Origin of the sequence: Clostridium vitabionis, from assembly GCF_015351765.1 — a bacterium.
Lineage (GTDB): Bacteria > Bacillota > Clostridia > Lachnospirales > Lachnospiraceae > Clostridium_R > Clostridium_R vitabionis.
Genome location: NZ_JADKQA010000001.1, coordinates 101,649 through 121,209, shown reverse-complemented (window position 1 = coordinate 121,209; position 19,561 = coordinate 101,649). Strand labels below are relative to the sequence as shown.

The 19,561-nt window shown below is 58.3% G+C and carries 18 protein-coding genes and 2 tRNA genes; 7 read left to right on the top strand and 13 right to left on the bottom strand.

From position 1 onward, the window contains the following. The first annotated feature begins 97 nt into the window (after positions 1–97). Entirely contained in the window at positions 98–1,150 is a 1,053-nt protein-coding gene (locus tag ISF27_RS00530) for an IS30 family transposase (protein ID WP_194609583.1), read from the top strand. Between the two features lie 64 nt (positions 1,151–1,214). Here ISF27_RS00530 and ISF27_RS00525 read toward each other — a convergent pair whose 3' ends face one another. The 5 genes from ISF27_RS00525 to ISF27_RS00505 all read right to left on the bottom strand — a co-directional run bounded on the left by ISF27_RS00525 (position 1,215) and on the right by ISF27_RS00505 (position 5,831). Beyond that, the gene (locus ISF27_RS00525) at positions 1,215–2,351 is read right to left on the bottom strand and encodes a M20 metallopeptidase family protein (protein WP_194608137.1); all 1,137 of its coding nucleotides are present in this window, start codon (positions 2,349–2,351) and stop codon (positions 1,215–1,217) included. Between the two features lie 104 nt (positions 2,352–2,455). Next, positions 2,456–3,583 carry a succinylglutamate desuccinylase gene (locus tag ISF27_RS00520; protein ID WP_194608135.1) on the bottom strand — a complete coding sequence of 376 codons (1,128 nt, stop codon included), beginning with the start codon at positions 3,581–3,583 and terminating at the stop codon, positions 2,456–2,458. 10 nt (positions 3,584–3,593) lie between these two features. Further along, positions 3,594–3,746, bottom strand: a complete 153-nt coding sequence (locus ISF27_RS00515; protein WP_194608133.1) for a hypothetical protein — start codon at positions 3,744–3,746, stop codon at positions 3,594–3,596. 16 nt (positions 3,747–3,762) lie between these two features. Further along, positions 3,763–5,049 carry a TRAP transporter large permease subunit gene (locus ISF27_RS00510; protein WP_194608131.1) on the bottom strand — a complete coding sequence of 429 codons (1,287 nt, stop codon included), beginning with the start codon at positions 5,047–5,049 and terminating at the stop codon, positions 3,763–3,765. Positions 5,050–5,111: 62 nt separating this feature from the next. Further along, positions 5,112–5,831, bottom strand: a complete 720-nt coding sequence (locus ISF27_RS00505; RefSeq protein ID WP_194608128.1) for a DUF6305 family protein — start codon at positions 5,829–5,831, stop codon at positions 5,112–5,114. Between the two features lie 197 nt (positions 5,832–6,028). Here ISF27_RS00505 and pgsB point away from each other — a divergent pair, with 197 nt between their 5' ends. The 3 genes from pgsB to pgsW are packed head-to-tail and all read left to right on the top strand — an operon-like array spanning position 6,029 to position 8,742. Then, positions 6,029–7,168 carry a poly-gamma-glutamate synthase PgsB gene (gene pgsB, locus ISF27_RS00500; RefSeq protein ID WP_194608126.1) on the top strand — a complete coding sequence of 380 codons (1,140 nt, stop codon included), beginning with the start codon at positions 6,029–6,031 and terminating at the stop codon, positions 7,166–7,168. Then, a complete protein-coding gene (gene pgsC / locus ISF27_RS00495) occupies positions 7,165–7,590 on the top strand; it encodes a poly-gamma-glutamate biosynthesis protein PgsC (protein WP_194608124.1) in 426 nt (141 codons plus the stop codon). The genes pgsB and pgsC overlap by 4 nt, the downstream gene beginning before the upstream one ends. 18 nt (positions 7,591–7,608) lie before the next feature. Next, positions 7,609–8,742, top strand: a complete 1,134-nt coding sequence (pgsW, locus tag ISF27_RS00490; RefSeq protein ID WP_194608121.1) for a poly-gamma-glutamate system protein — start codon at positions 7,609–7,611, stop codon at positions 8,740–8,742. A 64-nt stretch (positions 8,743–8,806) separates the two neighbouring features. Here the strand turns inward: pgsW and ISF27_RS00485 are convergent, their stop codons facing one another. Together ISF27_RS00485 and ISF27_RS00480 are read right to left on the bottom strand one after the other, a co-directional pair. After that, a complete protein-coding gene (locus tag ISF27_RS00485; RefSeq protein ID WP_194608119.1) occupies positions 8,807–9,427 on the bottom strand; it encodes a response regulator in 621 nt (206 codons plus the stop codon). Further along, entirely contained in the window at positions 9,393–10,814 is a 1,422-nt protein-coding gene (locus ISF27_RS00480; protein ID WP_194608117.1) for a sensor histidine kinase, read from the bottom strand. The genes ISF27_RS00485 and ISF27_RS00480 overlap by 35 nt, the downstream gene beginning before the upstream one ends. Before the next feature lie 402 nt (positions 10,815–11,216). Between ISF27_RS00480 and ISF27_RS00475 the strand changes: the two genes are divergently transcribed. After that, positions 11,217–13,463, top strand: coding sequence for an alpha-galactosidase (locus ISF27_RS00475; RefSeq protein WP_194608115.1), 2,247 nt, complete (start codon positions 11,217–11,219; stop codon positions 13,461–13,463). Positions 13,464–13,606: 143 nt separating this feature from the next. On the opposite strand, the gene ISF27_RS00470 is transcribed toward ISF27_RS00475, so the two are convergent. After that, positions 13,607–13,680 (bottom strand) — tRNA-Met (locus tag ISF27_RS00470). A gap of 7 nt (positions 13,681–13,687) precedes the next feature. Next, a tRNA-Val gene (locus ISF27_RS00465) sits at positions 13,688–13,760 on the bottom strand. A 139-nt stretch (positions 13,761–13,899) separates the two neighbouring features. Between ISF27_RS00465 and ISF27_RS00460 the strand changes: the two genes are divergently transcribed. After that, entirely contained in the window at positions 13,900–14,649 is a 750-nt protein-coding gene (locus ISF27_RS00460; protein WP_194608113.1) for an ATP-binding cassette domain-containing protein, read from the top strand. A gap of 56 nt (positions 14,650–14,705) precedes the next feature. Here the strand turns inward: ISF27_RS00460 and ISF27_RS00455 are convergent, their stop codons facing one another. The 4 genes from ISF27_RS00455 to ISF27_RS00440 all read right to left on the bottom strand — a co-directional run bounded on the left by ISF27_RS00455 (position 14,706) and on the right by ISF27_RS00440 (position 18,389). After that, entirely contained in the window at positions 14,706–15,560 is an 855-nt protein-coding gene (locus ISF27_RS00455) for a TVP38/TMEM64 family protein (RefSeq protein ID WP_194608111.1), read from the bottom strand. Further along, entirely contained in the window at positions 15,511–16,746 is a 1,236-nt protein-coding gene (locus ISF27_RS00450; protein WP_194608109.1) for an AI-2E family transporter, read from the bottom strand. The genes ISF27_RS00455 and ISF27_RS00450 overlap by 50 nt, the downstream gene beginning before the upstream one ends. A 93-nt stretch (positions 16,747–16,839) precedes the next feature. Then, on the bottom strand, positions 16,840–18,063 hold the full coding sequence (gene tyrS / locus ISF27_RS00445) for a tyrosine--tRNA ligase (RefSeq protein ID WP_194608107.1): 1,224 nt from the start codon (positions 18,061–18,063) through the stop codon (positions 16,840–16,842). 62 nt (positions 18,064–18,125) lie between these two features. After that, entirely contained in the window at positions 18,126–18,389 is a 264-nt protein-coding gene (locus ISF27_RS00440; RefSeq protein ID WP_194608105.1) for a TIGR03905 family TSCPD domain-containing protein, read from the bottom strand. A gap of 161 nt (positions 18,390–18,550) precedes the next feature. Here ISF27_RS00440 and ISF27_RS00435 point away from each other — a divergent pair, with 161 nt between their 5' ends. Then, positions 18,551–19,429, top strand: a complete 879-nt coding sequence (locus ISF27_RS00435; protein ID WP_194608103.1) for a DMT family transporter — start codon at positions 18,551–18,553, stop codon at positions 19,427–19,429. Positions 19,430–19,561 lie beyond the last annotated feature (132 nt).

Sequence of the window (19,561 nt, the reverse complement as noted above, 5' to 3'; positions counted from 1 at the left end):
AATGAAGTTGGACATCTGAATAAAATAAAGATCCATGGCAGGATCTTTGGTAGAATGTAAGTCACCACAACAAACTTTCTACAGGAGAATCGCCACCATGGACTACTCTCATTCTACCATATCTTCCCATATAAAAGGCAAACATCTTTCGTATGAGGAACGGGTTCTTATTCAGATTCGTCTTAAAGACCACTACTCCATCCGGGCAATTGCCCGTGAGATCGGCTGCTCACCGAACACTGTCTCGAACGAAATAGCACGTGGCTCCGTTGCCTTGTATAACGGCCATGTGACCCGTTATAAGGCGTCTGCCGGTCAGAAAGCCTATGAGGACAACCGAAAGCACAGTTGCCGGCATTATGACTTCCTGAGCAGATCAGCGTTTCTGGAGTATGTGCTGAAACACTTTACAGAAGATGGCTGGTCATTGGACGCCTGCACTGGACGCGCTGTTCTCGATGGTGAATTTACCAGAGAGCAGATCGTCTGCACAAAAACGCTTTACCGCTATGTTGATCTTGGCCTCTTTGGCATCAGGAACCATAACCTTCCTGAAAAGCTGAAGCGTAAGTCCAAGAAACATAGAGTTCGGATCAACAAGAAAAAGCTGGGTCGCAGCATTGAGGAACGTCCCAGAGAGATCGAGTCCCGTGAGGAATTCGGGCACTGGGAATGTGACCTCGTATTGGGTGCCAAAACCCGGGATGACCAGGTCCTGCTCACTCTTGCTGAACGCAAAAGCCGTGAGTTCCTGATGCTTCCTATTGCAAACAAGACATCAGCGTGTGTCATGAAGGCAATTAAACAGCTTCAGGAGACTTACAGCGAACACTTCGGTGAAGTGTTCAAAACGATTACGACCGATAACGGTTCGGAATTCGCCGACCTTTCAGAACTTGAGAAGATGGCTGATACGCTTGTCTACTATGCCCATCCCTACACATCCTGCGATAAGGGAACCGTAGAGCGGCATAACGGCCTGATCAGAAGGTTCATACCAAAGGGTAAGCGGATTGATGACTTTACCGGTCAGCAGATCTCCGATGTGGAGACCTGGTGTAACTGCCTCCCACGGAAGATCCTGGGTTACAGAACCCCGGATGAAATCTTCGAGGAGGAAATCGACCGAATCTACCAGGCTACTGCCTAGCGGAGGGTGTCCAACTTGTTATTGCAATTTACCTGAGATTTCTATCATTGGATTTCAGACTATTTTATTTTTGAGAAATCCCGCTGGAAATAGCCAGCTGCCAGAACATGTCCACGGCAGTCTCCAGAATACCGTCGTTGAAGTCATAATCCGTGGTGTGAAGTGCCGGGTAGTTCTCCCCGTTCCCGATATAGAAGATCGCGCCCGGGCACCGCTTCAAATACCAGCCGAAATCCTCGGAGGCACGCCAGAGTTCCTCCATATGGATGACCGGCCTGCCCAGCCGCTCTGCCGCCGCCTCCACCTTTTTCAGGCACTTCGGGTGATTTCTCGTCTCCGGGAAGTAGTCGGACTGGGAAAATGTAACCGCAAGTCCGTCCCGTCTCCCGACCGCTCCGGCCTTGTCCTCCAGCGCCGCCTGGAGGTGATCCATCTCCTCCTCGTTCTCCGCGCGGAGAGTCAGGGAAAGCTTCCCATCGCCGGCCGATATGCCGAAATCGCCGTTTCCGCAGTTCATGCCGACAATCGTGCACAGCACCATGCCACGGTGGGGCCCTTCTCCTTCTCTTCGGATAAAATCCACCAGCTCCGCCATGGCGAAGGCCGGATTTCTGCCCTCCTCCGGATAGCTGGCGTGGCTGGTCTTCCCCTGGAACCGTATCGTGAGTCCCTTCGATGCGGGCTGGGAGAGCCCGTCCCGCACCACGATGCTGCCCGCAGGGTATCCGCTGAGATTGTGGAAGGCATAGACTTCGTCGATGTTCTCTTCGGTCAGCAGTCTGGAACAGCCCTCTCCGCCCGCGCCGATCTCCTCCCCCGGCTGGAAGATCAGAAAAATGGCAGGCAGATTCTCTCTGCCCGCCTCATCCAGCTCGAGCGCAAGACCAGCCAGCGCGGCGGAATGTCCGTCGTGGCCGCACTTGTGGGCAACTCCCGCATGGCAGGACGCGTAGGGAAGGGCGATCGTCTCCGGAATGGGGAGCGCATCCATGTCGGCGCGGAAGGCTATCCGTCTTCCTGCGCCATTTCCCTCCCGCAGTGCGTAGAACCAGTTTCCCCGGTCCACAATCTCGAGGCTGGTATTCTCCGCCAGGAAATCCATCAGGCACTGCTTTGTCCAATTTTCGTGCAGCGAGAGCTCTGCATGTGCGTGCAGGTTATGTCTCAGCTCAGTTATTTTCTTCAGATTTTCTTTTCTCATCCTTTTTGCCGCAGTCTCCTGTCTGTCCTTTCTCCGCCCTCAGCGCATTCTCCTGAGAAGACCGGGTCGAAAAGGAACAGCCGGTTACCGCGGCATACGGGAAATCACTTAAGGTAGTACCCCACGCCGTTGGAGAGCATCTCGTCATAAGCCGGGATTCCCTCGACATCGATCTGCTTGTCGGCATCGCTGTTGTTATTGTAAGCATCGATGTAGGCGCTGATGCCTGCGAGGTGGCGGCCTACGCGGAGCTCAATCGGGAATTCGCCGGAGCTGTAGTCCACATAGAGCAGGCCGAGATCATTGGCAATCACATAGCAGGGATCTTTTCCCGTGAGGACCAGCTCCTCATCGGTTCTGCCGCGCAGACGACCCTGAGACGGGTTGCCGGTCTCCATCAGCAGTGCATATGTGTGAGTATAGTCGCCGAGCTCCCGGTGTGTCAAGCCGTGCAGGGTCACCGGCGAGGGTTCAAGGCTCATCTGGATTCCCTCCAGCTGAAGATCGAGGACGCCCTCGGAGGCAATCGTCATCGCGCGCTCGTGGGCCACAGTGGCGTTATTCACCGCGTACTCCGGACTGGATTCGTGGAGGTCAATCTCCATGTCGATTCCCAGCGTGTTGATCATGTTGGTCACCGCGTAGGCGACTTCCTCGGACAATGTGCCGTTCTCCACACCCGGGTAGCAGCGGTTCAGGTTCCTTGTCTCGGAGCCGGAAAGGGTCTGCCCGGAGGACTTGTGCGTGTAGATATCCGGGTCCGGCCACTGGTCAATCGGATTGGTGGCCCGGGAGCCGTACTGGAAGGTCCTCGTCTCCCCGCTCTGCGTCGTGAAATGCATGTACTGCGGGCTTCCGTCCAGCGCGTCGTTATGGGTCAGCGCTGAATGGTTAATGCTGGGAATCACGTAGATCGTGCCCGCGTTCACCTTCGCATTTTCCTCAAGGACAATGCCTGCCATATGGCCTGCCGGCTCATTGGCGTGAGTGGAGCCGAGGACAACCAGGGAACCGCCCTCCTTCTCCCCCTTGAGAACATAAACCTCGGTATCCCCTGCCGTCCCCTCAAGGTTCGGGTTGTAGCGGGAAAGATTGAACACCTCGGTGACATTTTCCCCCTGGACAATGTCTTCCTTAAAATGTCTCTTCTTATAGAAGCTGTAGCCGGCGATTCCTCCGACCAAAGCGGCGCAGACAAGAATCACCGCCGCCCTCATGTAAGTTTTCTTCATTCCGGCCTCCTTATTTGATCATCAGGATGCGAAGGAGAAGCGGAATCAGGATCATCGCCGCGTTAATCTGATCCGCAAGCTTCTCCTCCTTAAAAATCATGTTGTAAAGAGTGCTGGCGAAAATGATGGCAGCAATGAGAATATAGATAACTGTGATCACCATATTTTCCGTCCCCCTTTCAGAACAGCCCGGCGATCATCTTGGATTTGGCCAGGAAGAACGCAGCCCACACAAGAAGAATCACGATCGGAATAAGACATTTCTTCAGAATTCTCGTGTAATCTTTGACACCGGTCACCTGGGCGGCAAAAAGTCCTGCCAGCGCGGTAGGCGGCATCATATCGCCGACGGAGGCGATCAGGCTGATGGCCGCAAGAACCACAACCGCATTTCCCCCGAGGAGCGAGGCGTAGATATAGGCAAAGGGAACGCCCAGAACCGAGCAGGCGCCGTAGGACGATACCGCGCCGAACAGCGGGATGCTGACACAGCAGGCCAAAAGCCAGAGGAAGGACGGAAGGCGAAGGCAGCTGATAACCACGAGGCCGCGGACACCGGTTGCCGTCATAACCTCGATGAACATGCCGACGCCCATCAGGATGCCCATAACCGGAGCCGCCGTGCGGACCGCCTCGGGAACCGTCTTAAGGACATTGATCTTCTTTCCGGTGAAAAGGCCGGTGGCAGCACTGATGAGGAACATCAGCGGCATGCCGATATCCTCGCCGATCTTCACGATCTTGAAAAGCACCATCAGGATCACAAGGACGAGCAGCGGAAGGTAGATCTTCGCACCGTAGGTTTTCCGAACCTCATCCTGCTTCACCAGGGCCGGCTTCAGCTTTTCATAGTCGAGGTGCCTGGCCTGCTTTAAGCCGAGCATAAGGACGAAGAGAATCGCGAGCGGGAAGGTGATCAGGGCAAGCGGCCCGGTAAATCCGACATACGGCACATCGATGCCGGCGCAGATGATGAGCGCCGCGGTGTTCACCGGCGGGGCAATCATGCCCAGCAGAGCGCCCATCGCGATAATGGAGCCGGCGGTCACCGCGTCGATGCCCATGAGGGCAAGGATCGGCGCCATGATCGAGCCGGAGGAAAGAACTGCCGCGGTGGAAGACCCGGTGATCATTCCGGGGAACATAATGATCAGCATGATCAGGATCAGCAGGATCGCCGGAACTTTATGGAACTTTTCAATAATGAGACTGCTCATCGCATCCAGGGCGCCGGAATCCTCGATGACCTTCATGAAGATCATCGCGCTGCCGATCGTCAGGATGGTGTCGACATAACCAAATTCCCCCTCAACCATCATCCGGATGCTCTCAGTGCCGAGGCCGCCCTCGATGGCGCCGCAGAGTGCGGCAATCATCATCGAGACGCCGACCGGGAGCTTGAACTTGAAACAGCCCACCATGAAGACCCCGACCATGATGATAAAGGTGATAAAATATCCCGTCATAAGGTATCTCCTATATTCTGTTCATCCGCCGGCAAGGATGCCGGCGGAAATCTCCGGCGTGATTACTTTCCGAACGCGGTCTTCAGCGCAGCCATGCAGTCCGTGATCTGGTCCACATACTGGTACTCGGCGCCATTGCCGTCCAGGATGCCCTTCATCAGGCCGTCAGAATCACCCTCAGACACAACGATGGCAACGTCAGCAGCCTGGAATGCCGGCTCGATGAAGCTGTCGGAAAGGGTGCCGCGGCGTGCGCTTCCGCCGGTGTGCATCGCCAGGATCTTCGTGCCCTGCCCTTTCGCCTTCTCCAGAAGTGCGCTTGTTCTCGCAAGCTCCTGGTCAGCGTCGATGCCTGCCGCGCCGAGCCCCTTGGAGGAGCCGCCGACCGCGAGAATCAGGGTCTTGGTATCTGCCGGAAGATCATCAGCCGTGATCGTGGCATTCGTCTCCGCGTCGATGCCGGACTTGGAAACCAGCGTCTTTACGATGTCGACATCAGCACTCTGGCCGATGCTGGTGATGATCGCCGGGGTCTCGCACACGCCCGCCTCGATCGTGCCTGCTGCGGAAGCGCCATCCTTTGCGCCCTCGGACGCGGATGCGTCGGCGGCAGCCTTCGTCTCCGCCTTCGCGTCAGCCTTGGTCTCGGCAGCAGCTGCCGCTGTCGTCTCCTGAACCTTCGTCGCCTGTGTCCCGGATGTCGCGTTTGAGCCGCCGCAGGCCGCCAGTACACTCACCATAGCGCCAAGAACAATCGCCGCTGCTGCATTTCTCTTTTTCATAGCCATTTCCTCCTCTGAAAAAATATCATTTTGCTTATACTTACCTTTTCAGGCCTGTCTGTGAAAAGGATACCCGAAAGGAGCTCCCTTGTCGATTTTTTCTCATTTTTCGCGGGGAGAAATCCCCCGATTGGTGGATTTTTCCAAAAAATCTCCGTATACTGATAACAACCAATCTGGGATCACAGGAGGAAAATGTGTCTGTCTTTCTTATCTTTTCCGGAATATATCTTTTATATCTTCTCTGGGAGAATTTCGCGAACCGGCGCGCGCGCCGGTCTTTCCTGCATGTGATCCACGTGAACGGCATCCGCGGGAAGACTTCGACCTGCCGCACCCTGGACGCGGTGCTCCGCACGAGATACCGGGTTTTCACCAAGACCACCGGGACGGACGCCGCGGTCATCGACGTATCCGGCAGGGAAATGCCCTTGCGCCGCCTGGGACCCGCGAATCTTCACGAACAGCTCCGGATCATCCGCCGGGCAAAGCGCGAGGGCGCCGAGATCCTGATCCTCGAGTGTATGGCCGTAAACCCCGAGCTCCAGAAGGCCGCCCAGGAGAAGATCGTCCGGTCAGACATCAGCGTGATCACCAATGTCCGCTACGACCACACCTTCGAGATGGGCGACACCCTGGAGGAAATCGCGAACTCCCTGTCCGCGGTCATCCCGGACGGAGGAACGCTGATCTCCGCCGACCCGGCGGCGGAGCGCTATTTCTCGGCCGCCTGCCGGGAAAAGGGCACCCGACTCATCGAGGTCTCCAGTGATCCCGAAAGCCGCGATGCGGGAACCAGCCGGGAGAACATCGCCATTGCCATGGCTTGCGCCCGGCTGCTCGGCGTACCGGAAGAGGAAGCCAGGCGGGCGCTCCCTGAAGTCCGCCAGGACTTCGGCGTCCTCGCCCTCTATACCCTTCCGGGAAATGTCGATTTTCTCAATCTTTTTTCCGTCAATGACCCCCAGTCCACGGAGACCAATCTCCGGCACTCTACTGCCCCTGAGGATGGAGACCGGCTTGTCTTCCTCTATAACCACCGGCAGGACCGCCCGGACCGGGCGGTCCTTTTCGCCCGGCATTTCATCCCGCACTATCCCGAGGTCCCGGTCTATGTCACCGGGAGCGGCGCCTCTCTCGCCGCCCGCCTGTTCCGCAGGGCGGGCGCCGGAAATGTCCGGATCGTTCCGGGGAAACAGCTGGCCGCCGCAAATCTCCGCCAGAGTCTTCCCGGTCTTCCGGATCATGCCCTCGTCTGCGGGATCGGCAACATCAAGGGAACCGCATACCGCCTGATCCAGGAAATGGATGCGCCAGGCAGAAAGGAGCGCTCATGAATACCACTCTTCTCGCCGGCATCCTCTTCTCTCTCATTTTCACGGAGCTGACCGACCTCTCCCCCGGCGGTATCATTGTGCCCGCCTACTTCGCCCTCTATGCGGCAAGCCCGGCGCGGATGGCCGGGACAGTACTCATCGCCCTGCTCTCCATGGGGTTCGTCCGCCTGCTCTCCTCCTGCATGATCCTCTACGGAAGGCGCCGCTACGCGGTCTACCTGATCTGCGGCATCCTGCTCAAATGGCTGCTTAGCACCGCCGGATTTTCCCTTGGGTTTGGGAGCTTCCTCTCCATCGGCTCCCTGATCCCCGGAATCCTGGGGAGAGAGTGCGAGCGCCAGCACATTTTCCCGACCCTGCTCTCCCTCGCGGCGGTCACCGCCGCGACCGTCCTTCTCGAAATGCTGATCCGGATCTTCTGAGCGCAAGGAGTGAACCCCATGGCAAACCATCAACCGAATCCCCGCAACCCCGAAACCTCCGGCTGCCGCACGCATTTTCTTCCGCCGGACAAACTGCGCCTCCGCCTGCTTCTGGCCGCCCTTCTCACCCTTCTGCTCTCGATTGCGCTTCTGCGCGCATCGGGATATTCGGCGGAGAAGGACAATGCGGCAGTCATGAAAAAAGCCTCGGAGAACCTCCGGGACTGCTTTCAGGCTGTGAAAGACGAGCGCCTCCGCCTCGGCCACCCGATCGACTATGACGCCGATGTCAACGGGACGGGCATGCTGGGAGACGAATATACCGCCATCACCACAAGCCACGGGAACCTCGAGGCCAAGCGCTCAGCGGCCAACCCGAATACCGCCGCCATGATGGTCGATCTCCTGGCCCGGTGCGGCGTAAAAGCCGGGGACACGGTCGCCTGCAATTTCTCCAGCTCATTCCCCACGCTGAACCTGGCCACCGTCTGCGCCCTGGACGCGCTCGGCGCCCGCGGCGTCATCATCAACTCCATCGGCGCCTCCACCTACGGCGCAAACCTGCCGGATCTCACCTACCCGGACATGGAACACCTTCTGCTGGAAAATCATCGGATACAAAATCACGCGGAATATTTTTCCGCCGGCGGCGCCGGCGATCAGGGCAGAGAAATGCCCGAGGATGTGAAGTCGGCCATCGTCTCCCGGATCGAAGCCTATGGCCTGAGCTATATCAACATTTCTGATCTTGAAGAAAATCTGGATTACCGGAAAAATATCTACAACAATTCTTCCGGGCCGGTAGCCTGCTTCGTCAATGTGGGCGGCAACCTCCTCGCCTTCGGCGGCGGCGACGAGATGACCGGCGTCGGAAGCGGCATCGTCACCGCCGGGGATCATCTTCCGGGAGACGGGCTCATCCCCTACTATTACAATCAGGGGATCCCGGTAATCCATCTGCTCAATATGAAGGCGCTTCTCCCGGAAAACGGCCTGCCCTTTGACCCTGTCCCGCTCCCGGAGCCCGGCGAGGGGGAGGTTTACCGGGAGACACGCTACCCGAAGCCGCTGGCCGCCGGCGTCCTGGCGGCAAATCTCGCCCTCTGGATCCTCCTCGCCCGGCATTTTCCCCGGCGGAGGATCCCTATCTGACCTTCGCGGCTTTACCCGTGCAGCAGGCCGCCGGCCAGCGCCTCGGCCGGCACGGCTGCTTGCTTTACATTCTCCCGTTCCAGCGGTAGAGCGTCCTCGGCCGTCCCATTTCCCCGTAGGAGAGATCCTGCTCGATCATCTTCTCCCGGATCATGTACTGGAAATACCGGTACAGCGTCTTTTTCTTGATTCCCGTGATCTCCTCCAGCTCATCGATATCCTGGAAGTCCCGGATATTCTGCATAATGCCGACGATTTTCTCCAGCGTCACCTCGCTGATTCCCTTGTCGCGCGGCTGATAATACCGGCTTCTCTCGGAAAACTGCAGGTGCGCCCGGATCCGGGCAATGAGATCGATCGCCTTGATCGGCTTCAGCGCGTAATCATTCGCGCCCGCCTCAAAGAAGCGGGTCATCACCTTCTCCGTCTCCTCAATCGTCAGGACAATGACCGGCGTGTCGGGAAGAACCTGGCGGATTTCCCGAACCGCCCGGATGCCGTCCACCCCGGGCATATGGTAGTCCACAAGGATGAGATCCGGCTTGTTCTTTTCCAGGATCCTCTCCGCGGCATCATAGCTCTCCGCGAGAAGCGGCGTCCAGCCCTGAAAACGGCAGATCTGCTCCAAAGTGTACAAAATATCCGTGTTGTCATCGATCGCCAGGATCTTTTTTGCTATCGCCATCGTCCTCCACCTCTTTTATGATGATCACCGCCCGGGTTCCGCCGCCCGGCCGGCTCGTGATCTCGAGCGCACCCCCGCTGTGCTCAACCACCTGCTTCACGAAAGCCAGCCCCATGCCGGAGGATCCCCTGCCGGAGTAGCCGACCTCGAAAATATGCTTCATCTGCTCTTCCGTCATGCCGCAGCCATCGTCCGTAACGCTGATCCGGATCTTCCCCTCCCTCTCCTCAGCGGTGAGGTCAATCTTCCCCTTCTCCGGATCCACCGCATATCGCGCGTTGTCAATCAGATTGACGATCGCCCGGGTAAAACGGATCTTATTGCAGCGGATCCGGGACTGCTCGCAGGAATCCGCAAACAGGAGCATTTCCCTGGGGATCCTGACGGAAACCTGTGCGAGAACTGTCCGCATCAGCTCCTTTACCGTGATCACCTGCTCCCGGTTTTCATAGAGGATCTCGGAGATCATCGTGCTCATGCTGTTCAGGGAAATGGTGATCTTCTCGAAATACTCCAGAATCAGCGGGTTGTCCTCCATCATCTGTGCCAGGCTGACCAGCCCCTGGACGGTGGTCAGCGGGCTTTTCAGGTCGTGCACGAGGTTCTGGGCTTCCGAAGTATTTCTCATCTTCATCGCCTCAATCTGGGTCTCATAGAGGTGCTTCTGCATCTTCACCCGCTCCTCGTTATCCAGCTTCCGCCGGTGCTCCCCCACGAGAAGCCGGATCTGGATCACCGCCATAAAGCCGAAGACCGTCAGCATGCACCAGGCAAAAAGGCTGAGCGCCCTGCCATGATCTAAAAGCTGCGACGCCATCTTGATGTCCTCCGACACCTCGCCGCGCCCGAAACCGTGCCCGGTCAGCCCGGGAACGGTGTCCAGCCACTGGATGCTCATGAGCAGGGAAAACAGCAGGATCCCCTTGTCCGGCATTTTCACCTCAAAGAGGTCGAGATAGGACAGGTACAGGGTGAAGGCAATCGTCAGGATCGCCGGGATGCCGAAATCCAGCTGCACCGGATAAACCGCGTTGATCATCCGGTACATCAGATAGATCAGGAGATACGTCATCAGGATATTGAACAGGAACAGCCGGCGTTTTCCCCGTCGGATATGGATCGACTCATTGATCATGAACGCGCCGAGATAGTGGGGAACCATCCGGGCGACATTGGTCAGGACGAGCTTCAGGGCTGCGGTGAGAATCAGCGCCACGCTGTCTGTAAGGAGCGCGCTGGAGATATTGCGGTAAATGTGCAGAAGATTCGGCGTGAGCACCGCGGGGAGCAGCAACCCGAGAAGATACACGGCAACCCCCTCCAGCGCCATGCGCCGGTTCAGGTCGACAGTGCAGCCGCCAATCTGCCTTGTGCTGATCTCTGCCATGGTGCCCCTCTCCCTTTCCCTGATCCTCTTCCGCTTTCTACGGTTCTTCTCCCTATCACGCACGTTCCGGGAAGCGGTGATCCGCGGGACAAGGGATGCTGAACATTTACGCGATACTGTTTATTTTAACGGATTCACGGGAAATGTAAAGCCGGAGGCAGATGGGCTTCGTTTGCGAAAACTTGTCCGGTTATGAAGTGGATTCTGCTCACCCAGCAGGAGGTTTCTTAGAAACAGTTCCAGATCATCCGTCGTCTCGTGGATGCCGTTCGTCAAGTCCTTATCATCCGCCTGAACAAGTGAATCCCGAAAATCCCCCGCGTTCCCGGCGAAGATATTCTCGATCCAGACATTCCTCTGCTGCTATGCTTATGTTATAGTTTCGTCAGGGGGTAAGAATCGATGGCCATCATCTATTTGCAGGATAAAGAACAGTTTCATCTCACCGGCGGGGGCGCCAGCTATGTCTTCCGCGTCATGGAAAACCGCCAGTTAGAGCACTTATATCACGGAAAGCAGCTTCCCGCGGACGCCGATCTTTCGTACCTCGCAGAACGCGGGCACCGGGACATGCAGGCCGGGCCGTTTTTCCGAAATCCGGATTTTTCCCTGGAACACATCCGGCAGGAATATCCGCCGGCGAATACCGGGGATTGCCGCCATCCCGCCTACGAGCTGGAGCGGGGCGACGGCAGCCGGGTGTTCGATTTCCGTTACCGGACACACCGGATCTACGATGGGAAGCGCGAAATCCCGGGGCTCCCGGCAGTATACACGGAGGATCCGGCGGAGGCCGAGACCCTGGAGGTTGATCTCGAGGATGAGGAGACCGGGACGATTCTGACCCTGTACTACACGGTTTTCCGGGATTTCCCGGCGATCGCGAGACACGCCCGGTTTACCGGAGGAAAAGAAACTGTGGTGATCCGCCGGGCGATGAGCCTTTCCCTGGATTATCCGGACAGGGACTGGCAAATGCTCACGCTCTGCGGTGCCTGGGCGAGGGAGCGCGCCGTCCGGACGCAGCCGCTGCACTACGGCGTCCAGTCGGTATACAGCCTCCGCGGCTGCAGCAGCCATCAGTTCAATCCCTTTCTCGGCCTCGTGCGGGACAACACCACGGAGGAGAGCGGGGAGGCCATCGGGCTCAGCCTGTTGTACAGCGGGGATTTCGTCGCGGCGGCGGACGTGGACAATTTTGATGTCACACGCCTCCTGATCGGAATCAACCCCGACGAGTTCAGCTGGACCTTACGGCCGGGAGAGATTTTTGACACCCCGGAGGCTGTCCTCGTGTATTCCGATCACGGGCTCGGGGGCATGAGCCGGACTTTTCATACCCTGTACCGGGAGCGCCTCGCGCGGGGATACTGGCGGGACCATGTGCGCCCGATCCTGATCAATAACTGGGAGGCCACGTACTTTGATTTCGACGAGAGCTGCCTCCTTTCTATGGCAAAAAAAGCCCGGGAGCTTGGCGTGGAGCTCTTTGTCCTCGACGACGGCTGGTTCGGGAAGCGGAATTCCGCCATGTCCTCCCTCGGAGACTGGATCCCCAACCTTGAAAAACTCCCCGACGGCATCAGCGGCCTCTCCCGGAAAATCGTCCGGATGGGTCTCGCATTCGGGCTCTGGATCGAGCCGGAAATGGTGAGTGTGGACAGCGATCTCTACCGCCGGCATCCGGACTGGGTGCTCGGGGATTCCCGGCATCCGCTCAGCTTCGCCCGAAATCAGCTGGTGCTGGATTTTTCCAAAGAAGAAGTGGTGGACTTCCTCTATTCGGCGCTCACGCGCCTTTTTGACAGCGCGGAAATCTCCTATATCAAGTGGGACATGAACCGTTCCCTGACGGAGGTCTTCTCTGCGGGAAATCCCGCCTGGCGGCAGCCCGAGACAAAGCACCGGTATATCCTCGGCGTGTACCGGCTGTATGAGCGGCTGCGCAGGGCATACCCGAAAATCCTCTTCGAGTCGTGCGCGAGCGGCGGCGCGCGCTTTGACCCGGGTATGCTGTACTACGCGCCGCAGGCCTGGACCTCAGACGATACCGATGCCGTGGAACGGGTGTCTATCCAATACGGGACGAGCATTGTCTACCCTGTGTCCGGCATGGGATCCCATGTCTCCAAGGTGCCAAATGAGCAGCTCGGCCGCATGGAGCCCCTGCGCACCCGCGGCATCACCGCCATGTTCGGCACCTTCGGCTACGAGCTCGATATCACGAAACTTTCGCCTGAGGAACTCGGGGAAATGGCGCAGCAGACCGCCCTGATGAAGAAATACCGGAAGCTGATCCAATTCGGGAACCTGTACCGCTTGCGCTCCCCATTTGCCGGCAGGCGGAATGAAGCCGCCTGGATGATCCTGTCCGAGCAGGGCGATCATGGCCTCGCCGCCTATTTCCGCTTCCTCCAGGAGCCGGAAGCCCCTTACCGGCGTCTTCGGCTGCAGGGGCTGGATCCTGACGAAACCTATCTGGTCCGTGAGCTCTATCTCGAAAGCCCCCGGGAGGTCGTCCGCTCCGGAGCGGAGCTCATGCAGACCGGGATCATCCTCTCCGACTCGTACTCCGGCGTCCGGGATAAGAGCCTCCTGCCTCTCCGAGGGGATTATCTGGCGAGGCTGTTCGAGATTATCCGGATTTAGATGGAAACGAGATTCCTCCGGGCAAGCAAGGAAATAAAAGTTGTCGGCTGATCTGCTACATTTCTGCTACACGGCGGCGTTTCACGATAAAAAAAATAACCCGGAAGCCTTGAATTTCCAAGGTTTCCGGGTTTTTCATCCAATAGCGGGAGGGGGACTTGAACCCTCGACACCGCGGGTATGAACCGCGTGCTCTAGCCAGCTGAGCTACCCCGCCATATGAATGGGGCCTACAGGGCTCGAACCTGTGACCCTCTGCTTGTAAGGCAGATGCTCTCCCAGCTGAGCTAAGACCCCATGATCTCGTGTTCGTCACACGCGACTTTGTTAGTATAAGCGGAATTCCGGAAAATGTCAATCGGATTCTGCATTTTTTTGCATTATTATTTTCCGCCTGTTATAATAATTCCTGCAAAAAAACAGGAGTGATTTTTTTATGGATATTTTAACCTTTGACCACGTTTCCTATACCTATCCCGACGACCGCGGGCCGGTGATCCGGGACCTCTCCTTCGCGATCCCGGACGGTTCGTTCATCTGCCTCCTCGGATCCTCCGGGAGCGGCCGAAGCACGATCTTCCGCCTGACCAACGGCCTGCTCACCCCCGACAGCGGCACCATCCGCGTAGCCGGCGTGCCGGTGCGCACGGGAAAGAGCTTCTGCGGTTCCATGCAGAAGGCAGACCTGCTCTACCCCTGGCAGACGATCGGGGAGAACCTGACGCTTCCCCTGAGAAAAGACACCACCGCCTCGGACGTCGAGCGCGGCCATGCGGTATCCGCCGCGCTGGATTCCGTCGGCCTCGGCGGATACCGGGACAGAAAACCGGAGGAGCTGGACGCGGTCGGCCGGAAAAAGGCGGCATTTGCCCGCGCGCTTCTCGCCGGGGGCAGTCTTCTCCTTCTGGACGACCCCCTCGCCGGCCTCGGGCCTGAGGAGCGGGCAGAAATGGAAGATTTTCTCGCCGCGCAGTGGAAGGCCACCGGGAAGACGATGCTCCTTGCTACCGACGATATCCGGGAAGCGATGCTCCTCGCGGAGGATATTTACCTGCTCTCCGGGACGCCGGCGGACACGCTGGAAAAGCACACCGTTCCTCTCCCTTACCCGAGAAGCCGCGATATGCTCGGGCAGCCGGATCTCCTCGCCCTGCGGGAGACCCTGCTGAAGAACATGGCGTTCTGACGTTTTCCCCGCCCGCGCCCCTGAGATTGGCGGCTGTTCCGGCGCGCAGGAAGCCGTCAGCCTTCCTTTCCGTGGATAAACCGGAGGATCTCCTCCTCGTGCAGCCCGAGGAAAAATGCCACGGCAAACAGGGCTGCGCTGATCAGGACCGCCAGGAAGATATGCCCGTGAAGGAGCAGATGGCCGGCAAGGCAGTCGGTGATAATCGGAACCGGGCTCCCCACGGCGACCCCGGCGAGAAAGGCTTTTCCGGAGATTTTCATGCTCGCTGCGTAGTAGGGAACAATGCCGTTCGGAAAAAACGGCAGGATGCTGACCATGACGATCCGGATCGTGCCGCCCTCCTCCTGCGTCAGCCGGTCGATCATTTTTGCCGCCTTCCTGTTCATCTTGATTTTTGCGGGCAGTGTCACGTTCCGTTTTCCGGCTCCGGAACGTCGAAGCCAGGAGTAGACGAGCGCATTTCCCAGAAGAAAGCTGAGATAGCACGCCAGGAAGCCCGTCACCGGACCGAGCAGGATGCCTGCTGCGATGTGGATCGGCATCCCGGGAAATACAATCGTGACGAACTGGAGCACCTGGATCACCGCGATAAAGATGGCTGCCCGAATTTTTGAGGCCTCCTCGAGCGCGGCAATGATCCCATCGGCATTGCCGTCCATGATCGCCCGCATAAGATCGGGATGGCTTAGGCCGAACGCCGCGAACATCACCAGCAGGATGGCGCCCTGGAGCAGCCTCGTCTGCCTGGCGGATCGGTGCCGGTTGCTCTGATGGACGATCACGCTGAACGGCTGCGGCCTCCTCCCGCCTGCCTGAGTTTTCTCCTCACTCTGCGGATCTTCCTGTCCCCGGAGGGTCTCATCCTTCGGAGGATTCCCCTGATCCTGAGGGTTCTCCCGCCTCATCATGTGCATCCTCCTCTCCTGCCTCCTGTCCTTCCTGCCGGTCTGCGCGGGCACCTCCCCTGCGGTTCAGCGTCTTTGCCAGATCCTTGAGATAGGTTTCCTTCCGGATCGCGTAATCCATGATCGCGGCGAAGGGGATGCCGAGTACCATGCCGGCGACGCCGAACATCCGGCCGCCGACGATGATGGAGATCAGGATCAGGATCGGGGAGATGCCCAGGGTGTCGCCATACATTCTCGGCTTGATGACATAGCCGTCGATCGTCTGCAGCACGTTCGTGAAAATAATAAAATACAGGGCATTCCTGGGCTCGGCCAGGAGCAGGATCAGCGTGCCGATCACGCCGCCGACGATCGGCCCGAAGGTCGGGGCCAGGTTCGTGACGCCGACCACTACGGAGATCAGGGCGCCGTAGGGCATCCCGGTGATCACCATGAAGAGAAAATTGGAGACGCCGACGATCAGCGCGTCCAGAATCTCGCAGACAATGTACCGGATCAGGATCGCGTTGCACCCCTGCCAGAAGGAGGCGATGCCCTCATACCATGGCTCCGGAATCAGCTTTTTCAGGATAATGCCGGTGTATTCCATGATCCTCTTCTTGTCATTCAGGAAATAGATGGCCATGACAAAGGAGACGCCGAAATTCACCAGCTTGTGGCCGATCCCCGTGGACGTCGTGATGACATCCCCCAGGTTCCCGGTGACGTAGTCCTGGAGCGTATCCAGCAGCTTGTCACTGTAGTTGGTGAAGGTTGTGATATCAATCGGGGCGTCCTTCTTTCCCCTGGCGAGCCGGCTGATCAGGTGCTGCAGCCGGTTCACGTAGGTGTTCATATTTTCCAGGAACCCCAGAGCGCTGGTCACCAGCTGGGGGATCAGCGCGATCAGGAGGATCGCCGCGAAAATGACGACGATGATGATTGTCGCCGCGACAGAAGCTGTCCAGGCAGCGTTCTGGTTCTTCATCCGGGAAAATACCTTATCGCGTCCCCATTTCACCATCGGGTTCAGGATATAGGCGATGATGACGCCGGCAAAAACCGGCGAGAAGAACCCGAGAAAATGCCCGGCGGCGCTGAAGATCACCCTCGCATTGCCCAGAAGGAAATAGAGGATCACCGCGGAGCAGGTGGCAAATGCATACTTTGAATTGTTGTCCCGGAACCATTCCAGAAAGTGTTTCATAATTCTCCAAGGCCTGTCAACAATGGACAGGATTTCTCAAAAAACGCACGGCCGTCCCCCGGAACCTCCGGCGGCAGCCGTGCGCAACCTGTCTTATTTCAGAACAACCCTGCGGAAGTTCTTCTTTCCTCTTCTCACCATTTTTCCGTCGCCGGACATCTCCGCCTTGGTAAATGCTGCCATGGCGTCCTTCACCTGCGCGCCGTCCACGGTCACACCGCCCTGCTGGACATTTCTCCGCGCATCGGAGCGGGAGGTGCAGAGGCCGGCTTTCGTGAGGATGGTCAGGATGTCGATCTTGTCGTCACGGAAATCTTCCTCGGAGAGGACGGTTGTCGGAACCTCGGCCTCGCCGCCGCCCGCAAAGAGCGCCTTCGCGGCTGCCTCCGCCTTTTCCGCTTCCTCCTCGCCGTGTACGAGGACGGTCAGCTCGTGAGCCAGGATCCGCTTCGCCTCATTCAGCTGGCTGCCTTCCCACTTGTCCATCTCGTCGATCTGCTCGAGCGGCAGGAAAGTCATCATGCGGAGGAACTTGAGGACATCCGCGTCATCCACATTTCTCCAGTACTGATAGAATTCGTAGGGCGAGGTCTTGTTCGGGTCGAGCCATACCGCACCGCCGGCGGTCTTGCCCATCTTGGTGCCATCGTGCTTGAGCAGCAGGTTGATCGTCATCGCCGAGGCGTCCTTCCCGAGCTTCCTGCGGATGAGGTCTGTGCCCGCGAGCATGTTGGACCACTGATCGTCGCCGCCGAACTCGAGGTTGCAGCCGTAGGTCTGGTATAATTTGTAGAAATCATAGCCCTGCATCAGCATGTAGGAAAATTCCAGGAAGGAAAGCCCCCTCTCCAGCCGGTTCACGTAGCATCTCGCCCGGAGCATCTCGTTGACGGAGAAGCAGGGACCGATGTCGCGCATAAATTCCATGAAGTTCAGGTTCCGGAGCCAGTCGGCGTTGTTCGCGAGGATCGCCTTGCCCTCCCCGAAATCAATGAACCGGCTGATCTGCTTCCGGAAGCACTCCACGTTATGGTCGATCGTCTCCACGGTCATCATTTTCCGCATGTCCGAGCGGCCGGACGGGTCGCCGATCATGGCGGTACCGCCGCCCATCAGGGCGATCGGCCGGTTGCCGGCCATCTGCAGCCGCTTCATCAGCAGCAGTGCCATGAAATGGCCGATGTGAAGGCTGTCCGCCGTAGGGTCAAAGCCGATGTAGAATACCGCTTTCCCGTTGTTGACAAGTTCGCGGACGACATCCTCGTCGGTCACCTGGGCGATCAGCCCGCGGGCAACCAGTTCCTCGTAAATCTGCATAGTTTTCTCTCCTCAATTCTCTTTCATCCCGCCTCCCGCCGGCGATCTCCGGCGAGGCGTCATCAGGCTGTTTTCTCCTTCTCCAGCGCCGCGGCGAGTGCTCTCGAGAGCTGGTCCGCGCAGGACGTCCCGCGGCCGCCGCAGTCATTGCCCCGGAGAAGCTCCGCGGCTTCCTCCGCGCTCCTGCCCTCCAGGAGTTTGCCGATGGCCTTCAGGTTTCCGTTGCATCCGCCGGTGAAGACAAGATGATGGATCTTTCCGTCCTCCAGCGCAAATTCGATCTGGGTTGAACATACCCCCTTCGGGGTATAGCGGTACGATGTCATAAGCGTGATTCCTCCTTTTCCGGGGGGATTCTGTTCCCTGCCTGTATTCGTCAATGGAGACTACTTTACACCCGAAAAACGCTTCCGTCAATCTCCCTTTCCTGTGTTATAATGGCTTCATGCATGTGCTGAACAATAATGTGAATATCGGGAGGATTTTCATGACGCAGTACAGACGCCTGGTCACCGGCATTTTTTATCTCATCGTCTCCGCCTTTTTCTTCGCCCTGATGGCAGCCTTTGTGCGCCTTTCCGGCGACCTGCCGTCCCCGCAGAAGGCGATGTTCCGCAACCTGATCGCGGCCATCGCGGCGGCGGCCTATATGGTGCGGCACGGAATTTCCTTCCGCGCCGGGAAGCGGGAGAATCTCCGCTGGGTGCTCGCCCGCTCCATCTCAGGCCTTACCGGCGTCCTGATGAATTTCTACGCGATTGACCGGCTGAATCTGGGAAATGCCTCCGTGCTCAATAAGTTTTCCACCTTCGCCGCGATCATTTTCAGCATCTTCATCCTCGGCGAGGCGGCGACAGCGGCGCAGTACCTGATCGTCGCCGGGGCCTTTGCCGGTGTCCTCCTTGTGATCAAGCCGAGCCCGGCCAACATGGTGCTGTTCCCGTCGGTCATCGGCTTTCTGAGCGGTGTCTGCGCCGGCCTCGCCTACACCTGCCTCCGCCGGGCGACGCGGGGCGGGGAGAACGGCAAGTTTATCGTCTTTTTCTTTTCGGCGTTCTCGACGGTTGTGCTCCTCCCCTGGGTCATCACCCATTATGTGCCGATGACCGCGGCGCAGACGATTTTCCTGCTGCTTGCGGGAGCTTCCGCCGCCGGAGGGCAGTTTGCCATCACCGCGGCCTACACCTACGCCCCGGCGAAGGAGATCTCGATCTATGACTACTCGCAGATCATCTTCTCCACCGCCCTCGGCTACTTCCTGTTCGGCCAGGTTCCGGATATCCTCAGCGTCGCCGGCTGCGCGGTCATCATCGCGATGGCTGTCCTCATGTATCTCTATAACCGGAGGAAGACAGAGGCAGCCTGAGCGGGCACGGTTTCCCGGCTGCCCGGCGCTCTTCGCCGCCATGGCGGATTCCGGCGCATGCCCAACGCCTGGCGGCAGTGTGACGCTGTCATGCAGTACCTGGAAGGCCACGATTCCGGCGCATGACAAACG